Source organism: Pseudomonas sp. F2, from assembly GCF_057174385.1.
The window spans coordinates 2,809,234-2,824,098 of the sequence record NZ_CM169904.1 but is presented as its reverse complement, the minus strand read 5'-3'; the positions used below and the strand labels follow the sequence as shown (position 1 = coordinate 2,824,098).

At 61.0% G+C, this 14,865-nt stretch carries 12 protein-coding genes, 6 tRNA genes and 1 pseudogene; 13 read left to right on the top strand and 6 right to left on the bottom strand.

The annotated features are described in order from the left end of the window. Positions 1–44 precede the first annotated feature (44 nt). A complete protein-coding gene (locus tag AC193Q_RS12565) occupies positions 45–851 on the top strand; it encodes a DUF4892 domain-containing protein (protein WP_121186676.1) in 807 nt (268 codons plus the stop codon). Between the two features lie 69 nt (positions 852–920). After that, a complete protein-coding gene (locus tag AC193Q_RS12560; RefSeq protein WP_047295744.1) occupies positions 921–1,961 on the top strand; it encodes an AI-2E family transporter in 1,041 nt (346 codons plus the stop codon). A 965-nt stretch (positions 1,962–2,926) separates the two neighbouring features. Here AC193Q_RS12560 and xopAW read toward each other — a convergent pair. From xopAW to AC193Q_RS12545, 3 genes are all read right to left on the bottom strand, one after another. Then, positions 2,927–3,778 carry an EF-hand domain-containing protein gene (gene xopAW, locus AC193Q_RS12555; protein ID WP_121186672.1) on the bottom strand — a complete coding sequence of 284 codons (852 nt, stop codon included), beginning with the start codon at positions 3,776–3,778 and terminating at the stop codon, positions 2,927–2,929. Positions 3,779–3,923: 145 nt separating this feature from the next. After that, entirely contained in the window at positions 3,924–4,973 is a 1,050-nt protein-coding gene (locus tag AC193Q_RS12550; protein WP_121186670.1) for an ATP-binding protein, read from the bottom strand. Next, positions 4,973–5,722 (bottom strand): response regulator, encoded by a 750-nt coding sequence (locus tag AC193Q_RS12545; RefSeq protein ID WP_041073744.1) that lies wholly within the window; start codon positions 5,720–5,722, stop codon positions 4,973–4,975. The genes AC193Q_RS12550 and AC193Q_RS12545 overlap by 1 nt, the downstream gene beginning before the upstream one ends. 295 nt (positions 5,723–6,017) lie before the next feature. On the opposite strand from AC193Q_RS12545, the gene pyrF reads away from it, so the two are divergent. Then, a complete protein-coding gene (pyrF, locus tag AC193Q_RS12540) occupies positions 6,018–6,716 on the top strand; it encodes an orotidine-5'-phosphate decarboxylase (protein ID WP_047295723.1) in 699 nt (232 codons plus the stop codon). 131 nt (positions 6,717–6,847) lie between these two features. Here the strand turns inward: pyrF and AC193Q_RS12535 are convergent, their stop codons facing one another. After that, complete coding sequence (locus AC193Q_RS12535; RefSeq protein WP_483879579.1) at positions 6,848–7,852, bottom strand: NADP-dependent oxidoreductase; 1,005 nt, start codon at positions 7,850–7,852, stop codon at positions 6,848–6,850. Between the two features lie 238 nt (positions 7,853–8,090). Here AC193Q_RS12535 and AC193Q_RS12530 point away from each other — a divergent pair, with 238 nt between their 5' ends. The 4 genes and pseudogenes from AC193Q_RS12530 (at position 8,091) to AC193Q_RS12515 (ending at position 12,473) form a co-directional block, all read left to right on the top strand. After that, positions 8,091–8,852, top strand: a complete 762-nt coding sequence (locus AC193Q_RS12530) for an SDR family oxidoreductase (RefSeq protein ID WP_041073750.1) — start codon at positions 8,091–8,093, stop codon at positions 8,850–8,852. 192 nt (positions 8,853–9,044) lie between these two features. Continuing rightward, a complete protein-coding gene (locus AC193Q_RS12525; protein ID WP_483879578.1) occupies positions 9,045–10,397 on the top strand; it encodes an aminotransferase-like domain-containing protein in 1,353 nt (450 codons plus the stop codon). 108 nt (positions 10,398–10,505) lie between these two features. Further along, positions 10,506–11,564: pseudogene (locus AC193Q_RS12520) on the top strand (methyl-accepting chemotaxis protein); the annotation flags it as partial. Between the two features lie 27 nt (positions 11,565–11,591). Next, positions 11,592–12,473: a methyl-accepting chemotaxis protein gene (locus AC193Q_RS12515; RefSeq protein ID WP_483879632.1), complete on the top strand. Its 882-nt coding sequence runs from the start codon at positions 11,592–11,594 to the stop codon at positions 12,471–12,473. A 318-nt stretch (positions 12,474–12,791) separates the two neighbouring features. On the opposite strand, the gene AC193Q_RS12510 is transcribed toward AC193Q_RS12515, so the two are convergent. Together AC193Q_RS12510 and AC193Q_RS12505 are read right to left on the bottom strand one after the other, a co-directional pair. After that, entirely contained in the window at positions 12,792–13,025 is a 234-nt protein-coding gene (locus AC193Q_RS12510) for a hypothetical protein (protein ID WP_483879577.1), read from the bottom strand. Between the two features lie 41 nt (positions 13,026–13,066). Then, positions 13,067–13,825, bottom strand: a complete 759-nt coding sequence (locus AC193Q_RS12505; RefSeq protein WP_476285836.1) for a hypothetical protein — start codon at positions 13,823–13,825, stop codon at positions 13,067–13,069. Positions 13,826–14,209: 384 nt separating this feature from the next. Here AC193Q_RS12505 and AC193Q_RS12500 point away from each other — a divergent pair. The 6 genes from AC193Q_RS12500 to AC193Q_RS12475 all read left to right on the top strand — a co-directional run bounded on the left by AC193Q_RS12500 (position 14,210) and on the right by AC193Q_RS12475 (position 14,831). Further along, positions 14,210–14,285 (top strand) — tRNA-Glu (locus tag AC193Q_RS12500). Positions 14,286–14,287: 2 nt separating this feature from the next. Continuing rightward, positions 14,288–14,363, top strand: a tRNA-Gly gene (locus AC193Q_RS12495). Positions 14,364–14,467: 104 nt separating this feature from the next. Then, positions 14,468–14,543 (top strand) — tRNA-Glu (locus AC193Q_RS12490). Positions 14,544–14,546: 3 nt separating this feature from the next. Further along, a tRNA-Gly gene (locus tag AC193Q_RS12485) sits at positions 14,547–14,622 on the top strand. A gap of 55 nt (positions 14,623–14,677) precedes the next feature. Then, positions 14,678–14,753: transfer RNA gene (locus AC193Q_RS12480), tRNA-Glu, on the top strand. A 2-nt stretch (positions 14,754–14,755) separates the two neighbouring features. After that, positions 14,756–14,831 (top strand) — tRNA-Gly (locus AC193Q_RS12475). Positions 14,832–14,865 lie beyond the last annotated feature (34 nt).

The window sequence follows — 14,865 nt, the reverse complement described above, 5'->3', positions numbered from 1 at the left end:
GCGACCCCGACCCGCCAAGCCATGCCGATCCGATGAGCCTGACTATGCGGTCACTCAGTCTGTTGGCGCTGTGCTGTTTCAGTCCCGTTCTCTTCGCTGCCGATGTGCCAGGCAGCCAGGATCTGCAGATCGTGCCGCGCCTGGCCGATGCGCAGATTGTCGACTATCGCCCTCCGGTGGAGCTCGAGCGGATCTATCCGCTGGGCTCGATTCGCAAGATCAGCGGCCAGTTGCGCTTCGACGGCCAGGTCACCGCGCGCGGCCAGACCACTTCGGTCACCTATGAATTGCCCCCGGAGCACTCCGCCACCGAAGCCTTCACTGCTGCTCGCGAAGCCCTGCAAAAGCAGGACGCCGAGTTGCTGTTCTGGTGCCAGGCCCGCGACTGCGGCGAAAGCAGCCTGTGGGCCAATGAAGTGTTCGGCAATGCCAAGCTGTACGGTGCCGACGAGCAACAGGCCTATCTGCTGTTGCGTCTGGCTGCACCGAAGGACAACACCCTGGTGGCGCTCTACAGCATCACCCGCGGCAATCGCAAAGCCTACCTGCATGTCGAACAGTTCGAAGCGGGCGCGCCGTTGGGCGAGTTGCTTCCGACGTCGGCGACGCTGTTGCGACAGCTCAAAAGCACCGGCGAACTGGACTTTCCCAAGCTGACCGGGGACCCGGATGACACCTGGCTACGACTGATTTCCCGCGGCTTGAACCTCGACACCACCCAGCGCGTGACGATTTCCGGGCCGAAGGCCGAGGCCTGGCGTCAGGCATTGATCGGTCAGGGCGTGCGCGCGGCGCGGATGGAGGCGGGGAGCGCCGACGGCGCTGGCCTGCGCATTGATCTGTTGCGATAAGCTGCATCAGACGTGCGCGCATGGCGTGTTCGCCTACGCTTTGACCGACTGACTTCTTCGAGACTTTACATGCTCAATAATGATCGGCTGTTGGTGCAGATTCTCCTGCTGGTGCTGTTTGGTGCCAGCCTGTGGGTGATGGCGCCGTTCTGGTCGGCGCTGTTCTGGGGGGCGGTGCTGGCGTTCGCCAGTTGGCCGCTGATGCGTCTGTTGACCCGTTGGCTCAATGGCCGCGAATCACTTGCTGCGGCTATTTTGACCCTTGGCTGGATGCTGCTGGTGGCGGCGCCACTGGTGTGGCTGGGTTTCAATCTGGCCGATCACGTGCGCGATGCCACGGCGTTCATCAAGGATGTACAGGTCGACGGCCTGCCGGAAGCACCGGCCTGGCTCGGCAGCGTGCCGCTGGTCGGCGAGCGGCTGGTCGGGGTCTGGAACAGCATCGATCAGCAGGGCGCCGCGCTGATGGTGTCGATCAAGCCGTATCTGGGGCAGGTCGGCAACTGGTTGCTGGCGCGCAGTGCGCAGATCGGCGGCGGAATCCTCGAGCTGACCCTGAGCATTGTCTTCGTGTTCTTTTTCTATCGCGACGGGCCGCGACTGGCGGCATTTGTGCACGGTCTGCTGGAGCGGCTGATTGGCGAGCGGGCCGGGTATTACATCGAGCTGGTGGCCGGTACCGTGCAGCGGGTGGTCAACGGAGTGATCGGTACGGCAGCGGCGCAGGCGATTCTGGCGTTGATCGGGTTCCTGATTGCCGGGGTTCCTGGGGCGCTGGTGTTGGGGATCGTGACGTTCCTGTTGAGCCTGATTCCGATGGGGCCGCCGTTGGTGTGGATTCCGGCGACGGCCTGGCTGGCGTGGAAGGGCGAGTACGGGATGGCGGTGTTTCTCGGGATCTGGGGCACGTTCATCATCAGTGGCGTGGATAACGTGTTGAAGCCTTATCTGATCAGCCGGGGCGGGAATCTGCCGTTGGTGATTGTGTTGCTTGGGGTATTTGGCGGGTTGATTGCGTTTGGGTTTATCGGGCTGTTTATCGGGCCTACGTTGTTGGCGGTGGCTTATAGTTTGTTGACGGATTGGAGCAAGAGTCAGGCTCGGGTTTAGATTTGGCTGGGGTGGTTTGACTTGGCGGCCTCTGGGCCGACCATGCTCCTGGGGTTTTGGGTGTTTATCCGTTGCTTCGGGTGTTGCGGCTGGCGGTTTCGCCCTTACGGCGAGTCACTTTTGCAGACGCCCAAAAGTAACCAAAACGCTGGGCCCCGGCGTTCGGCCCTCGCTTAGGCTCGGGTTCCTTCGCTCCGGGATTCATCCGGGGGCATCGCCTCCGGTTTGCTTCGCTGCACCTCCTCTCGATGTGTTCGACTGCGTCGAACGGTCGCTGCGCTCCCACCCCCGGATAAACCCCTCCACTCAGCCTGCCGAAGGGGCCGGCACGGCAAGATCAAGAGCTGCAGCCGAGCTAACGCTCATCCTGTTGAGTGGTGAAAAGCATGCGGTCTGCCTGGACTGCTTTGCTTTTTTGTGGAAGCGAGCTTGCTCGCGAAGGCGGCCTATGGGCCGACCAGTTTCCAACAGACCACACCCAATCCACCTGTGGGAGCTGGCTTGCCAGCGATGGCGGCCTGCGAGCCGACCAATCTCCAACAGACCGCACCCATTCCCACTGTGGGAGCGAGCTTGCTCGCGAAGGCGGCCTATGGGCCGACCAATTTCCAACAGACCACACCCAATCCACCTGTGGGAGCTGGCTTGCCAGCGATGGCGGCCTGCGAGCCGACCAATCTCCAACAGACCGCACCCATTCCCACTGTGGGAGCGAGCCTGCTCGCGAAGACGGCCTGGCAGCCGACCAATCTCCAACTGAACACACCCATTCCCACTGTGGAAGCGAGCCTGCTCGCGAAGGCAGCCTGACAGCCGACCAATCTCCAACTGACCACACCCAATCCCACGGTCGGAGCCAGCCTGCTGGCGATGAGGCTCTCTCAGGCAACCACTCTCTTCTCGCTGTACTCAAATGACCGTTCCCACACCACTGCATGGAAACGATCACACATCACTACATCAACTCAAGTCGCCACATTCAGGTATTTGCCCACCGGCGCAGCATTGTCCAGGGAATACTGCTTGCTCAAGTTGGCAATCATCCGGTTCAGCGCTTCGCTGGTGGTCTGGGTGCTGGCGGTCCTTTCTTCAGGCGGATGTTCGCGACCGGCTTGCAATGCTGCTTTCAGTTCGTCGCTGCTCACGTCGCCGCTGCTGTCGCTGTCCAGCGCTTTAAGCAGTGCGGCGCTGGTGTCGGTGCTGGTCGTTGAGGTGTTGTCGCGGGTCTGTTGCGCGCTGCTCAGTTCGGTGGCGCTGATGCTGCCGTCGCCATCGGCATCCAGTTGGCTGAACAATTCATCACTGGAAGTTTGCTGCGGTGGCGGTGGTGGCGGGGTGAGGCTGGCGGTGAGTTCGTCCTGGCTGACGGTGCCGTCCTTGTTCTTGTCCAGCGCGGAGAAGATCTGGTTGCTGTCGGCGCTGCTGCCGGCGCTGGTGAGGCCGTTGCTCAGTTCGTCGCTGCTGATGGCGCCGTCGCCATCGGTGTCGAGGGCGCTGATCAGGGCGTCGGCGAGGTCGGTGTTTGGTGCTTGATCCTGAGGTGGCGGTGGGGGCGCCATGGCGGTCATTTCTTCGGCGCTGAGGCTGCCGCTGGCGTCGCTGTCCAGGTCGCCGAACTGCTTGCTCAGGTTGATCAGCAAACCGTCGTCGGACTTCTGCGACAGGGCGCTTTTCAGCTCGTCCTGATCCACTGCACCGTCGCTATTGCTGTCGAGTCTGGCGAACAGTTGCTTTTGCAGTTGCTGGCTGCGGGCGTTCTGGGTGGCGGTGCTGCTGGTGCTGGTATAGCTCGTGTAGTTGCTGACGCTACCGATCATGGGCTCACTCCTTGGACTGTAAAGCCGGTCGGTGTACCGGCTTGTACAGACTCAAGGAGCAAGTTGTCCTGGGTATTTTGGCTTTGTACCGGGTGGTACACAGTGGGGAGGACACCAGAAACCCTCAGGGGGACAGGTGTTCTTCTCAGGCGCGCGGCAGGCGGATGATTGCGGTCAGGCCGCCGCCGGGTGTTTCTTGCAGATTCAACTGCCCACCCAAACGCTGCGCCGCTTCACGGGCAATGGTCATGCCCAGGCCGACGCCGCCGGAGTTGCGGTTGCGGGAGCCTTCCAGGCGATAGAACGGTTCGAACACCGCTTCGCGTTGGTCTTCGGCTATGCCCGGGCCGTGGTCGATCACGCGGATCAGCAGTTGTTCGCGTTGATCCTGCAGTTCGATGCGCGCCTGCCCGGCGTAGCGCAGGGCATTGTCCATCAAGTTATTGATGCACGAGCGCAGCGCCATCGGTTGCACCTGCAGCGGCGCGCAATGGCCGCTGACTTCAACGTCTGCGCCTTGATCCTGAGCGTTCTCGCACAACGATTCGACCAGCGCCTGCACGTCCATCAACTGCAGGGCTTCGCTGGTGCGTTGTTCGTGCAGGTAGGTGAGGGTGGCGTCGAGCATGCCGATCATGTCGTTGAGGTCCTGGCGCATCTGACCTTGCAGCTTTTCGTCGTCGATCTGTTCCAGGCGCAGTTTCAGTCGCGACAGCGGGGTGCGCAGGTCGTGGGAGACGGCGCCGAGCATGCGTGCCCGTTGCTGCACCTGTTCGCGGATGCGTTGTTGCATCAGGTTGAAGGTGTGCGCCGCTTGCCGTGCCTCACGCGGGCCGGACTCGTCCAGCGGCGGGCTGTCGAGGTTTTCGCTCAGACGCTCGGCGGCGTCGCTCAGGCGCTGGATCGGTCGGCTGAGCAGTTTGGCGCCGTACCACGCAGCAATCATCAGCGAGATGAACTGGAACGTCAGCGGCACCAGCGGTCCGCCGAACCACGGACGTGGCGGGCGATGGGCGAAACGCGTATCCGGCGGCGGATGTTGGCCGTCGACCCCCTCGGCAAATTCCGGCGGGGGCGGCGGTGGGGGCGGGCCGTAGTGGTGAAACCAGGCAAAGGCCAGCAGATGCGCCAGGACGATCGCCACGAACAGCATGCCAAACAGGCGGCCGAACAGCGTGTCGAAGCGCCCTCGCATCAGCCGATGTCCCGCGCGTCGAACAGATAACCTTCACCGCGCACGGTTTTGATCAACTGCGGGGCTTTCGGGTCGTCGCCGAGTTTTTGTCGCAGGCGCGACACCAGCAAATCGATGCTGCGGTCGAACGCTTCGATCGAACGGCCCCGGGCGGCGTCCAGCAGTTGTTCGCGGCTGAGTACCCGACGCGGGCGTTCAATGAACACCCAAAGCAAGCGGAATTCGGCATTGGACAGCGGCACCACCAGACCATCGTCGGCAATCAGCTGACGCAGCACGCTGTTGAGGCGCCAGTTGTCGAAGCGGATGTTGGCCCGCTGTTCGGTGCGGTCATCGCGCACCCGGCGCAGGATGGTCTGGATCCGCGCCACCAGTTCCCGTGGCTCGAACGGTTTGGCCATGTAGTCGTCGGCGCCCAGTTCCAGGCCGATGATGCGGTCGGTGGGCTCGCAGCGGGCGGTGAGCATGAGGATCGGGATGTCCGATTCGGCACGCAGCCAGCGGCACAGCGACAGGCCGTCTTCGCCGGGCAGCATCAGGTCGAGTACCACCACGTCGAAATGTTCGGCCTGCATCGCCTGGCGCATGGCTGCGCCGTCGGTGACGCCGCTGGCGTGGATGTTGAAGCGCGCGAGGTAGTCGATCATCAGCTCGCGGATCGGCACATCGTCATCGACGATCAGCGCGCGGATGCTCCAGCGCTTGTCGTCTTTCTGCTCATCAGTCACGGTCGTTTGGGTGTTGTGCATGGGGCTGTTCATCTGCCAGTAGGCCGCCAACCACAAAGATGGGCTGCGAGGTGGTGGTTTCAGCATAGGCGTCCTGCCGTGAGGCGGGAAGTGCTGATGTAAGGACGTGTTGCGGCTGGCGAGGCTAGCGCGGGCGCATGTTGGCGGCGTGTCGGTTGTGTATCGGGTTCGACACAATAGCAGCGAGCGCTATGCTGATCACGGTTGCGGCGACGATTTACCGATCATCGGGTGCCGCGCCGTCGCCGCTTCCGCTACAATGCGCGCCGATTTCGACTTGCCTGAGAGCCCATCCATGTCCGCCTGCCAGACTCCTATCATCGTCGCCCTGGATTTCCCCACCCGTGACGCCGCACTGAAGCTGGCCGACCAGTTGGACCCGAAACTGTGCCGGGTCAAAGTGGGCAAGGAACTGTTCACCAGTTGCGCCGCGGAAATCGTCGGCACCCTACGTGACAAAGGCTTTGAAGTGTTCCTCGACCTGAAATTCCACGATATTCCCAATACCACCGCGATGGCTGTGAAAGCCGCTGCCGAGATGGGCGTGTGGATGGTCAACGTGCATTGCTCCGGTGGCCTGCGCATGATGGCGGCCTGCCGTGAAGAGCTCTCCAAGCGCAGCGGCCCGCAACCGCTGCTGATCGGCGTGACTGTGCTGACCAGCATGGAGCGCGAGGATCTGGCCGGTATCGGTCTGGACATCGAGCCGCAGGAGCAGGTGCTGCGTCTGGCCGCGCTGGCCGAGAAGGCCGGAATGGATGGACTGGTGTGCTCGGCGCTGGAAGCCACCGCGCTGAAGTCGGCGCATCCTTCGCTGCAACTGGTGACCCCGGGGATTCGCCCGGCGGGCAGTGCGCAGGACGATCAGCGCCGTATCCTGACCCCGCGTCAGGCACTGGATGCCGGTTCCGATTACCTGGTGATCGGCCGTCCGATCAGTCAGGCGGCGGATCCGGCCAAGGCCCTGGCCTCGGTCGTGGCAGAACTGGCCTGATCAGTTTCCGCAGGTATTAGCATTACCTGTAGGAGCTGCCGAAGGCTGCGATCTTTTGATTTTGCTTGTTAAAGGCAAGATCAAAAGATCGCAGCCTTCGGCAGCTCCTACAGAGGCTGCGATCTTTTATTTTAGATTTTCAGCACCAACTTGCCGAAATTCTCCCCGCTGAACAATTTCATCAGTGTCTCTGGAAAGGTCTGCAGACCTTCGACGATGTCTTCCTTGCTTTTGAGTTGTCCCTTGGCCATCCAGCCGGCCATTTCCTGGGCGGCACTGGCGTATTGCGCGGCGTAGTCCATCACCACAAAGCCCTCCATGCGTGCGCGGTTGACCAGCAATGACAGGTAGTTGGCCGGGCCTTTGACCGCTTCCTTGTTGTTGTACTGGCTGATGGCGCCGCAAATCACCACCCGGGCTTTTGGCGCCAGACGACTGAGCACGGCGTCGAGGATCTCGCCGCCGACGTTATCGAAATACACGTCTACGCCTTTCGGGCACTCGCGCTTGAGCCCGGCCAGCACGTCTTCGTGCTTGTAATCGATGGCGCCGTCGAAGCCCAGTTCATCGATCAGGTACTTGCACTTGTCGGCCCCGCCGGCGATGCCGACGACCCGGCAGCCTTTGATCTTGGCGATCTGCCCGGCAATGCTGCCCACCGCGCCCGCAGCCCCGGACAGCACCACGGTGTCGCCGGCCTTCGGTGCGCCGACGTCGAGCAGCGCGAAGTAGGCGGTCATGCCGGTCATGCCCAGTGCAGACAAATACACCGGCAGCGGCGCCAGTTTCGGATCGACCTTGTAGAAACCTCTGGGCTCGCCGAGGAAATAATCCTGCACGCCGAGGGCGCCGTTGACGTAGTCGCCGACGGCAAAGCCCGGGTTATTCGAAGCGATGACTTTGCCGACGCCCAGAGCGCGCATCACTTCACCGATTTCCACCGGCGGGATGTAGGACTTGCCCTCGTTCATCCAGCCACGCATGGCCGGGTCGAGGGACAGATATTCGTTCTTGACCAGAATCTGCCCTGCCGCAGGTTCGCCGACCGGGACTTCCTGATAAGTGAAGGTCTTGCGGGTGGCAGCACCCACCGGGCGTTTGGCGAGCAGGAACTGGCGATTGGTCTGGCTGGTCATGGCAGGCACTCGAACTGAATGAAGTCTTGTTGATAGACCCTCAAGGCCAATGCTGCAAGGTGGGCTGATGCGGCGAATGCACGATGATCCAGTGCAGTGATAGTCGCCCGGCGGGTTTTATCACTGCGACGCATGAAGGCATAAACAGCCTTCTGATAGTGCTGATGCGGGGCGGGCCGTGATGGCTATGCTGCGAGTCTGCAAACCCTCCTGCATCTCTCCTCCGAGGACATTAATAATGAGCATGACGTTTTCCGGTCAGGTTGCCGTAGTCACTGGCGCGGCCAATGGCATTGGCCGCGCGACCGCCCAGGCGTTCGCCGCCGAAGGCCTGAAAGTGGTGGTGGCCGATCTGGACGCGGCAGGGGGCGAGGGTACGGTGGCGCTGATTCGTACAGCCGGTGGTGAAGCGACCTTCGTGCGCTGCAACGTTACCGTTGAAAGCGAAGTGAAGAATCTGATGGACGAGGTGATCAATACCTACGGTCGTCTCGACTATGCCTTCAACAATGCCGGGATCGAAATCGAGCAAGGCAAGTTGGCAGATGGCTCGATGGACGAGTTCGACGCGATCATGGGCGTCAACGTCAAGGGCGTCTGGCTGTGCATGAAGTACCAGTTGCCGTTGCTGCTGGCCCAGGGCGGCGGGGCGATCGTCAACACTGCTTCAGTGGCAGGGCTTGGCGCGGCACCGAAGATGAGCATCTATGCGGCGTCCAAACACGCGGTGATTGGCCTGACCAAATCGGCGGCGATCGAATACGCGAAGAAGAAAATCCGCGTCAACGCTGTGTGCCCGGCGGTGATCGACACTGACATGTTCCGCCGGGCCTACGAGGCCGATCCGAAAAAGGGCGAGTTTGCCAATGCGATGCACCCGGTGGGGCGTATTGGCAAGGTCGAGGAAATCGCCAGTGCCGTGCTGTATCTGTGCAGCGATGGCGCGGCGTTCACCACCGGTCACTCTCTGGCCGTGGATGGCGGCGTCACTGCCTTTTGAAGCCCAATGGCAAGACCCGAGAAACCCGCCTGAGCGCGGGTTTTCTTATTCTTGGGCTGCCGTTTCTTTAAACCGCTAAACAATGTGTATCAAACGGTTAGAACGTCTGCTTTTGACGGCGTTGTCGCACAGCCTGAACGACGCGGCTGTGATTTACTGCCGCCAGCAAAACGGACAGGAGTTTGCGTGCTCATGGAATTGAGAATTGACCGACAGGCAATGGTGCCGGTCGTACAGCAGATTGTTGATGGAATGACCGAGTGGATCTCGCGAACGGGTGTGGCGCCGAGCACGCGACTGCCCTCCGTCAGACAGATAGCACGCTCCAATCTGCTCAGCCAGTCGTGTGTGACCGAGGCCTGCGAGCGGCTGGTGGCGCAAGGTATCCTGGCCCCGCGTCAGGGCGCGGGATTCATGGTCGCCGCGCACAGTCGCGCTTTGCTCGGGCTTGAATACGGGCGGGCCGAGAGCGGCTTGAAACTCGGCGAGGGCGGTTTGCCGCAAAGCTGGCGCGAGTCCGATGACCTGAGCTATGCAATCCGTCAGGTGGCGCGAACCGACATGGCGAGTCTGTTCAATTACAGCACTCCGCTGGGGTTTGCGGCGCTGCGTGCGCAGATCGTCAGACGTCTCAGGCTGATCGACATCCAGGCCCTGGCGGAACAGGTGCTGACGACCTCCGGTGCCAGCCAGGCGCTGGATCTGCTCGTGCGTACGCTGGTTAAGGCCGGGGACTGCGTTGTTGTCGAAACCCCGGGCTATGCGCCGCTGTTCGAGCTGTTGCGCCCGGGGCGCGCGCAGCTGCTGGAAGTCCGGCGTACGCCAAGCGGGCCTGACCCTCAGGCGCTGGAGGCGCTGTTGCGTCAGTGCCGGCCCGTCGCGATGTTCGTCAACAGCCATCACCACAATCCCACCGGTTCCTGCCTGAGTCCGTGTGTGGCACAGCAGATCCTGCGATTGTGCAACGCGCACGATGTGCAACTGATCGAAGACGATGTCTACGCCGATCTGCACAATGGCAACGGTGTACGTCTGGCCGCACTTGATGAACGGGTGATTTACGTCGGCAGTTTTTCCAAGACGCTGAGCAGCTCGCTGCGCGTCGGTTTTTTATACGCCGGGCCAGAACTGATCGCGCGTCTGGCCCGGGTCAAGATGATCAGCAGCATGGGAGCCTCGAGTTTCAATGAAGCGGTGCTGGCGAGCCTCCTGGCCAGTGGCGCCTATCGAAAAATGGTCCAGCGCCAGCGTCAACGCCTGAATACCGACCGCGTCGCCGCATTGCAGGCATTGGAGGACGCAGGCTGGGAGGTTTTCGGCAAGCCGTGTGGCGGCCTGTTCATCTGGGCCCGCTCCCCGCTGAGTGATCCGGAGCGCTTGCACAGGCATGCGCAGTGCAGTGGTGTCAGTCTCAGCCCTGCGGGGGCTTTCAGTCCGAGCGGCGAGATCAGTCAGTGGCAGCGAATCAATGTGGCCTATGCCTGTGATCCACGGGCCCGGCAGTTTTTTCGCAGTACCGGCGTGAATCGACCTCAAGCGTTCTGAAAACGACGCGTGCGTAGCTTTTTGCCATTATTCCGACGCCAGAGACTTGTGCTGCTCCATGACCGTTGCGAATCTTCGGCAACAGACTTTGGCAGGGGACTACGCGCAATGATTTCGGCCGTGCAAGGACGTTTTGCCAACCTCGGTATGGCAAAGAAACTGGGTCTCGGGTTCGTACTGGTGCTGCTGTTGACTGCGCTGGTGGCTGCCATTGGAGTCTGGTCCCTGCAGACCATCAGCCAGCGCTTCGACGGCTTGAAGCAAATGTCGTCGCTCAACAGTGCCTTGCTCAAGGTGCGGTTGCTGGAGCAGGACTATGCGCTGCACAGCAACCCGAAAACGGTTGATGCCGTGCACGAGGGCGTCGACGGTCTGTTGGCCCAGGCCGCGCAACTCAAGGCGCAGACGCCGGCGAACGGGGCGGTGATGAGCGATGTCGAGCAAGCCTTGGGCGACTATCGCAAGGCGTTTGACGAGTTCGTTTCACTGACCCAGGCCAAGGATCTGGCGCTGGAAATGGCCAGTTGGTCGGTGTCCAGCGTGGCCAATAACCTGGACGTGCTGCAAGCCGGGCTGGCCGATGATGGCGCGTATACGTTAAAGGACAGCGAAGGCAAGGATGGTGCGCAGTTCATCGAACAGGCCAGTCAGGTCAGTCAGGTGTCGCGGTTGATGCTGCAAGCGATGAACGAGGCACGGGTTCGTCTCGATCAGAGCCGCAAGGGCGATGCCGACAGTGCCGGCAAGGGCAGCATCGAACAGGCGGCCCAGGCCCAGGCTCAGGCCGAGCAGTTGAAGACCACGGTCAAGGATGAGGGCTATTTGACGGTGCTCAACGAAGTGTCCGGGCACATCGCCGGTTTCAACGACAAACTGGCCGAGTACACCGGTCTGCTGGCCCAGGAAAAAACCGTCTATGAACAGTTGCACCAGCGCGCGGCGCAAGTGATGTCGCGTGTCGACCAGGCCTATGTGGCGGAAGACGGCGCAATGCAGGTGGAATTGAAGAAAAACTCGGTGCTGATCCTCGGTTCTTCGGCGTTGGCCTTATTGGTGGGGCTGATTGCCGCGTGGGTCATTACCCGGTTGATCGTCGCGCCGCTGCGCGCTGTGATGCGCGTCGCCCAGCAGATTGCGGCCGGAGATTTGAGCGCGAAAGTCGAGGTTACCCGGCGTGATGAAATCGGCCAGTTGATGCTGGCGATGCAGCAGATGGGGGCCGGGTTGAGCACGATTGTCAGCGGATTGCAGGCGGGCATCGAGCAGTTGGCCAGTTCCGCGCAATCGCTGTCGGCGGTCACCGAGCAGACCAACCTCGAGGTCAACAGCCAGAAGGAAGAGACCGAGCAGGTGGCCACGGCCATGAACCAGATGACCGCCACCGTGCATGACGTGGCGCGCAATGCCGAGGAAGCCGCGCTGGCCGCGCAAACCGCGGATGGCAAGGTCGAGACCGGGCAGCAGGTGGTGCGCCAGAGCATGGCGCGGATCGAGCAACTGGCGGATTCGGCAACGTCGGCCAGTTCGAGCATCGAAAGCCTCAGTGCGCAGATCCAGAATATCGGTACGGTGCTGGATGTGATCAAAAGCGTTGCCGAGCAGACCAACCTGCTGGCGCTCAACGCGGCGATCGAAGCAGCGCGGGCCGGGGAGCAGGGCAGGGGCTTTGCGGTGGTGGCCGATGAGGTTCGTGCGTTGGCGCGACGTACGCAGCAGTCGACGGAGGAGATCGAGCGGCTGGTCAGTACGTTGCGTTCGGCGGCGCATGCTTCCGTGCAGCAAATTCAGAGCAGTGGCGAGTTGGTGAAGCTTGCCGTCAGTGATGCCCTGCAGACCGAAAGTGCGCTGGGGAGTATTGCGGCGGCGGTGTCGTTGATTCAGCAGATGAATCAGCAGATTGCGGCGGCGGCCGAGGAGCAGAGTTCGGTGGCTGAGGAGATTAATCGCAGTGTGACGAGTATTCGTGCGAGTGCGGATCAGTCTTCGATAGCGATGCGGGGGAATGCGGTTTCGAGTGTTGAGCTGGCGCGGTTGGGGGGGGAGCTCAAGGGGATGGTGGGGCATTTTCGGCTTTGACTTGGCGGCCTCTGGGCCGACCAGGTTCTTGGGGTTTTGGGTGTATATCCGTTTTTTTGGGTGTTGCGGCTGACGGTTTCGCTCTTACAGCGACTCCCTTTGGCAAACGCCCCAAAGGAAGCAAAGGTCTTTGGCCCCAACGTACGGCCCTCGCCGTGGCTCGGGTTCCTTCGCTCCGGGATTCATCCGGGGGCATCGCCTCCGGTTTGCTTCGCTGCACCTCCTCTCGATGTGTTCGACTGCGTCGAACGGTCGCTGCGCTCCCACCCCCGGATAAACCCCTCCACTCAGCCTGCCGACGGGGCCGGTACGGCAAGATCAAGAGCTGCAGCCGAGCTTGCGCTCATCCTGTGTAGGAGCTGCCGAAGGCTGCGATCTTTTGATCTTGATCTTGATCTTGATCTTGATCTTGATCGTGATCTTGACCTTGATCTTGATCTTGATCTTGATCTTGATCTTGATCTTGTGGGAGCTGGCTTGCCAGCGATGGCGGCCTGACAGCCGACCAATCTCTAACTGAATGTTCTCAATGGCAGCCAGCTCACCCCCCACAAAAAAGCCACCTCTCGGTGGCTTCTCTTAACTCTCGACACTCAGTCGTAGATCACTTTCTTCTTCCAGTCCGCGTCGGCTTCAACTTCCTTGAGGCCTTCGGTCAACTGGTTCACTTCGCCTTCGACCGGTGCAATTTTGTCCATGACCTGAGCGTTGGCGCGGGCCAGCAGTTTTTCCAGGTATTGCAGTTGTTCCGAGTACATCTGCGGGTCTTGCTGTTTGCGCAGGTATTGCACGCCGCGTTCGAAGGCGAGGCGGGCCTGGCCTGGCTGGTTTTGTTGCAGGGATTGTTGGCCGAGGTTGTTGAAGAACTCGATGTGCAGCAGGACCAGGATGTGGCGGACTTCCTTGATCCAGTGTTTGGCTTCGTTCGGCGGCAGGAAGCCGTCGTGGGCGGCGCGGGTGATCTGGCCGTGGAGGGCTTCGAGCAGGAAGCGGACGTCCTTGGCTTTGGCTTCGGTCAGGATCGGTGCCGGCGGGTTGTTGACCGGAATCGATTCGCCCTGGGCTACCAGTGCGCTGAGTTCAGTGAGCCGTGCCTTGATCGTGGCGCTGGTTTTTTCCAGGTTCAGCAGACGCTGGCAGACGTTCAGTTCCAGACGCGTCAACAGTAGCTTGAGTGCCGGCGTCATGAACTGACCGGGGAAGGTTTCAGTCAGTTCGCCGCAGCGGCGCAGGCGGTCGTTGAGTTCGACTTTGGTACGGGCCTTCTCCAGTTTGTTGTTTTCCACCACATGGTTCATGTAGCCAATGGCGATCAGAATTGCGATCCCGGCTACGACTAGCAGGGTGATCATGAGTGGTGTCACCGGTAAGACCTCTTTATAGGGTTCGCATGCGAGTGTAGTGGCTGGGCACTTGGGCGCCCAGCGCCGCTCGACGAGTTGATTCAGCAGCTTCTGTGTATATCGGCTGCACACTGCTTATATGAATGCTGGCGCAAGGTGCGCAGATTGCCATCATTGTGTTGCGGACTATAACGCCTTGGCGAGTGGCGGAATATAGGCGTCAATCGTCGGGCGACGGAAAAGCCCGAATGCTCTCGTAAAGCAGGTCGAAGTCATTGATTTAAATAAATTTATATTCGGGGGTTGACGACCTCTCAAACCATCCATAGAATGCGCGCCACTTGCAGCGTAAAGCACACAGCGAAACGCGGCAGGGAGTGAATGTTGTAGTGTGTCCCCTTCGTCTAGTGGCCTAGGACACCGCCCTTTCACGGCGGTAACAGGGGTTCGAGTCCCCTAGGGGACGCCAATGCGGGAATAGCTCAGTTGGTAGAGCACGACCTTGCCAAGGTCGGGGTCGCGAGTTCGAGTCTCGTTTCCCGCTCCAATTTTAAACAGCACTGCTTTCGGGCAGGGCTGAGTGAAACCAGAACCTGATCTTCGGAGACGGCTCTGGACACCGAAACACACACCATGTGTTCCGGGTAGCGTGTCCCCTTCGTCTAGTGGCCTAGGACACCGCCCTTTCACGGCGGTAACAGGGGTTCGAGTCCCCTAGGGGACGCCATTTGCGGGAATAGCTCAGTTGGTAGAGCACGACCTTGCCAAGGTCGGGGTCGCGAGTTCGAGTCTCGTTTCCCGCTCCAAATTCTAAAAGCGCCGCTCAGTGAGCGGCGTTTTTATTAGTGAAAGTTGTAGCCTGTCCCCTTCGTCTAGTGGCCTAGGACACCGCCCTTTCACGGCGGTAACAGGGGTTCGAGTCCCCTAGGGGACGCCATTGCGGGAATAGCTCAGTTGGTAGAGCACGACCTTGCCAAGGTCGGGGTCGCGAGTTCGAGTCTCGTTTCCCGCTCCAATTTCACAAAAACGCCGATCAGTGATGATCGGCG

Bases quoted from the DNA above. Each gene is read 5' to 3' on its own strand.
- AC193Q_RS12530 (WP_041073750.1), top strand. From the start codon at position 8,091: ATGAGCATGACGTTTTCCGGTCAGGTTGCCGTAGTCACTGGCGCGGCC.
- AC193Q_RS12560 (WP_047295744.1), top strand. From the start codon at position 921: ATGCTCAATAATGATCGGCTGTTGGTGCAGATTCTCCTGCTGGTGCTG.
- AC193Q_RS12525 (WP_483879578.1), top strand. From the start codon at position 9,045: ATGGAATTGAGAATTGACCGACAGGCAATGGTGCCGGTCGTACAGCAG.
- AC193Q_RS12550 (WP_121186670.1), bottom strand. From the start codon at position 4,973: ATGCGAGGGCGCTTCGACACGCTGTTCGGCCGCCTGTTTGGCATGCTG.
- pyrF (WP_047295723.1), top strand. From the start codon at position 6,018: ATGTCCGCCTGCCAGACTCCTATCATCGTCGCCCTGGATTTCCCCACC.
- AC193Q_RS12545 (WP_041073744.1), bottom strand. From the start codon at position 5,722: ATGCACAACACCCAAACGACCGTGACTGATGAGCAGAAAGACGACAAG.
- AC193Q_RS12565 (WP_121186676.1), top strand. From the start codon at position 45: ATGCGGTCACTCAGTCTGTTGGCGCTGTGCTGTTTCAGTCCCGTTCTC.
- AC193Q_RS12505 (WP_476285836.1), bottom strand. From the start codon at position 13,825: ATGATCACCCTGCTAGTCGTAGCCGGGATCGCAATTCTGATCGCCATT.
- AC193Q_RS12515 (WP_483879632.1), top strand. From the start codon at position 11,592: ATGCTGGCGATGCAGCAGATGGGGGCCGGGTTGAGCACGATTGTCAGC.
- xopAW (WP_121186672.1), bottom strand. From the start codon at position 3,778: ATGATCGGTAGCGTCAGCAACTACACGAGCTATACCAGCACCAGCAGC.
- AC193Q_RS12535 (WP_483879579.1), bottom strand. From the start codon at position 7,852: ATGACCAGCCAGACCAATCGCCAGTTCCTGCTCGCCAAACGCCCGGTG.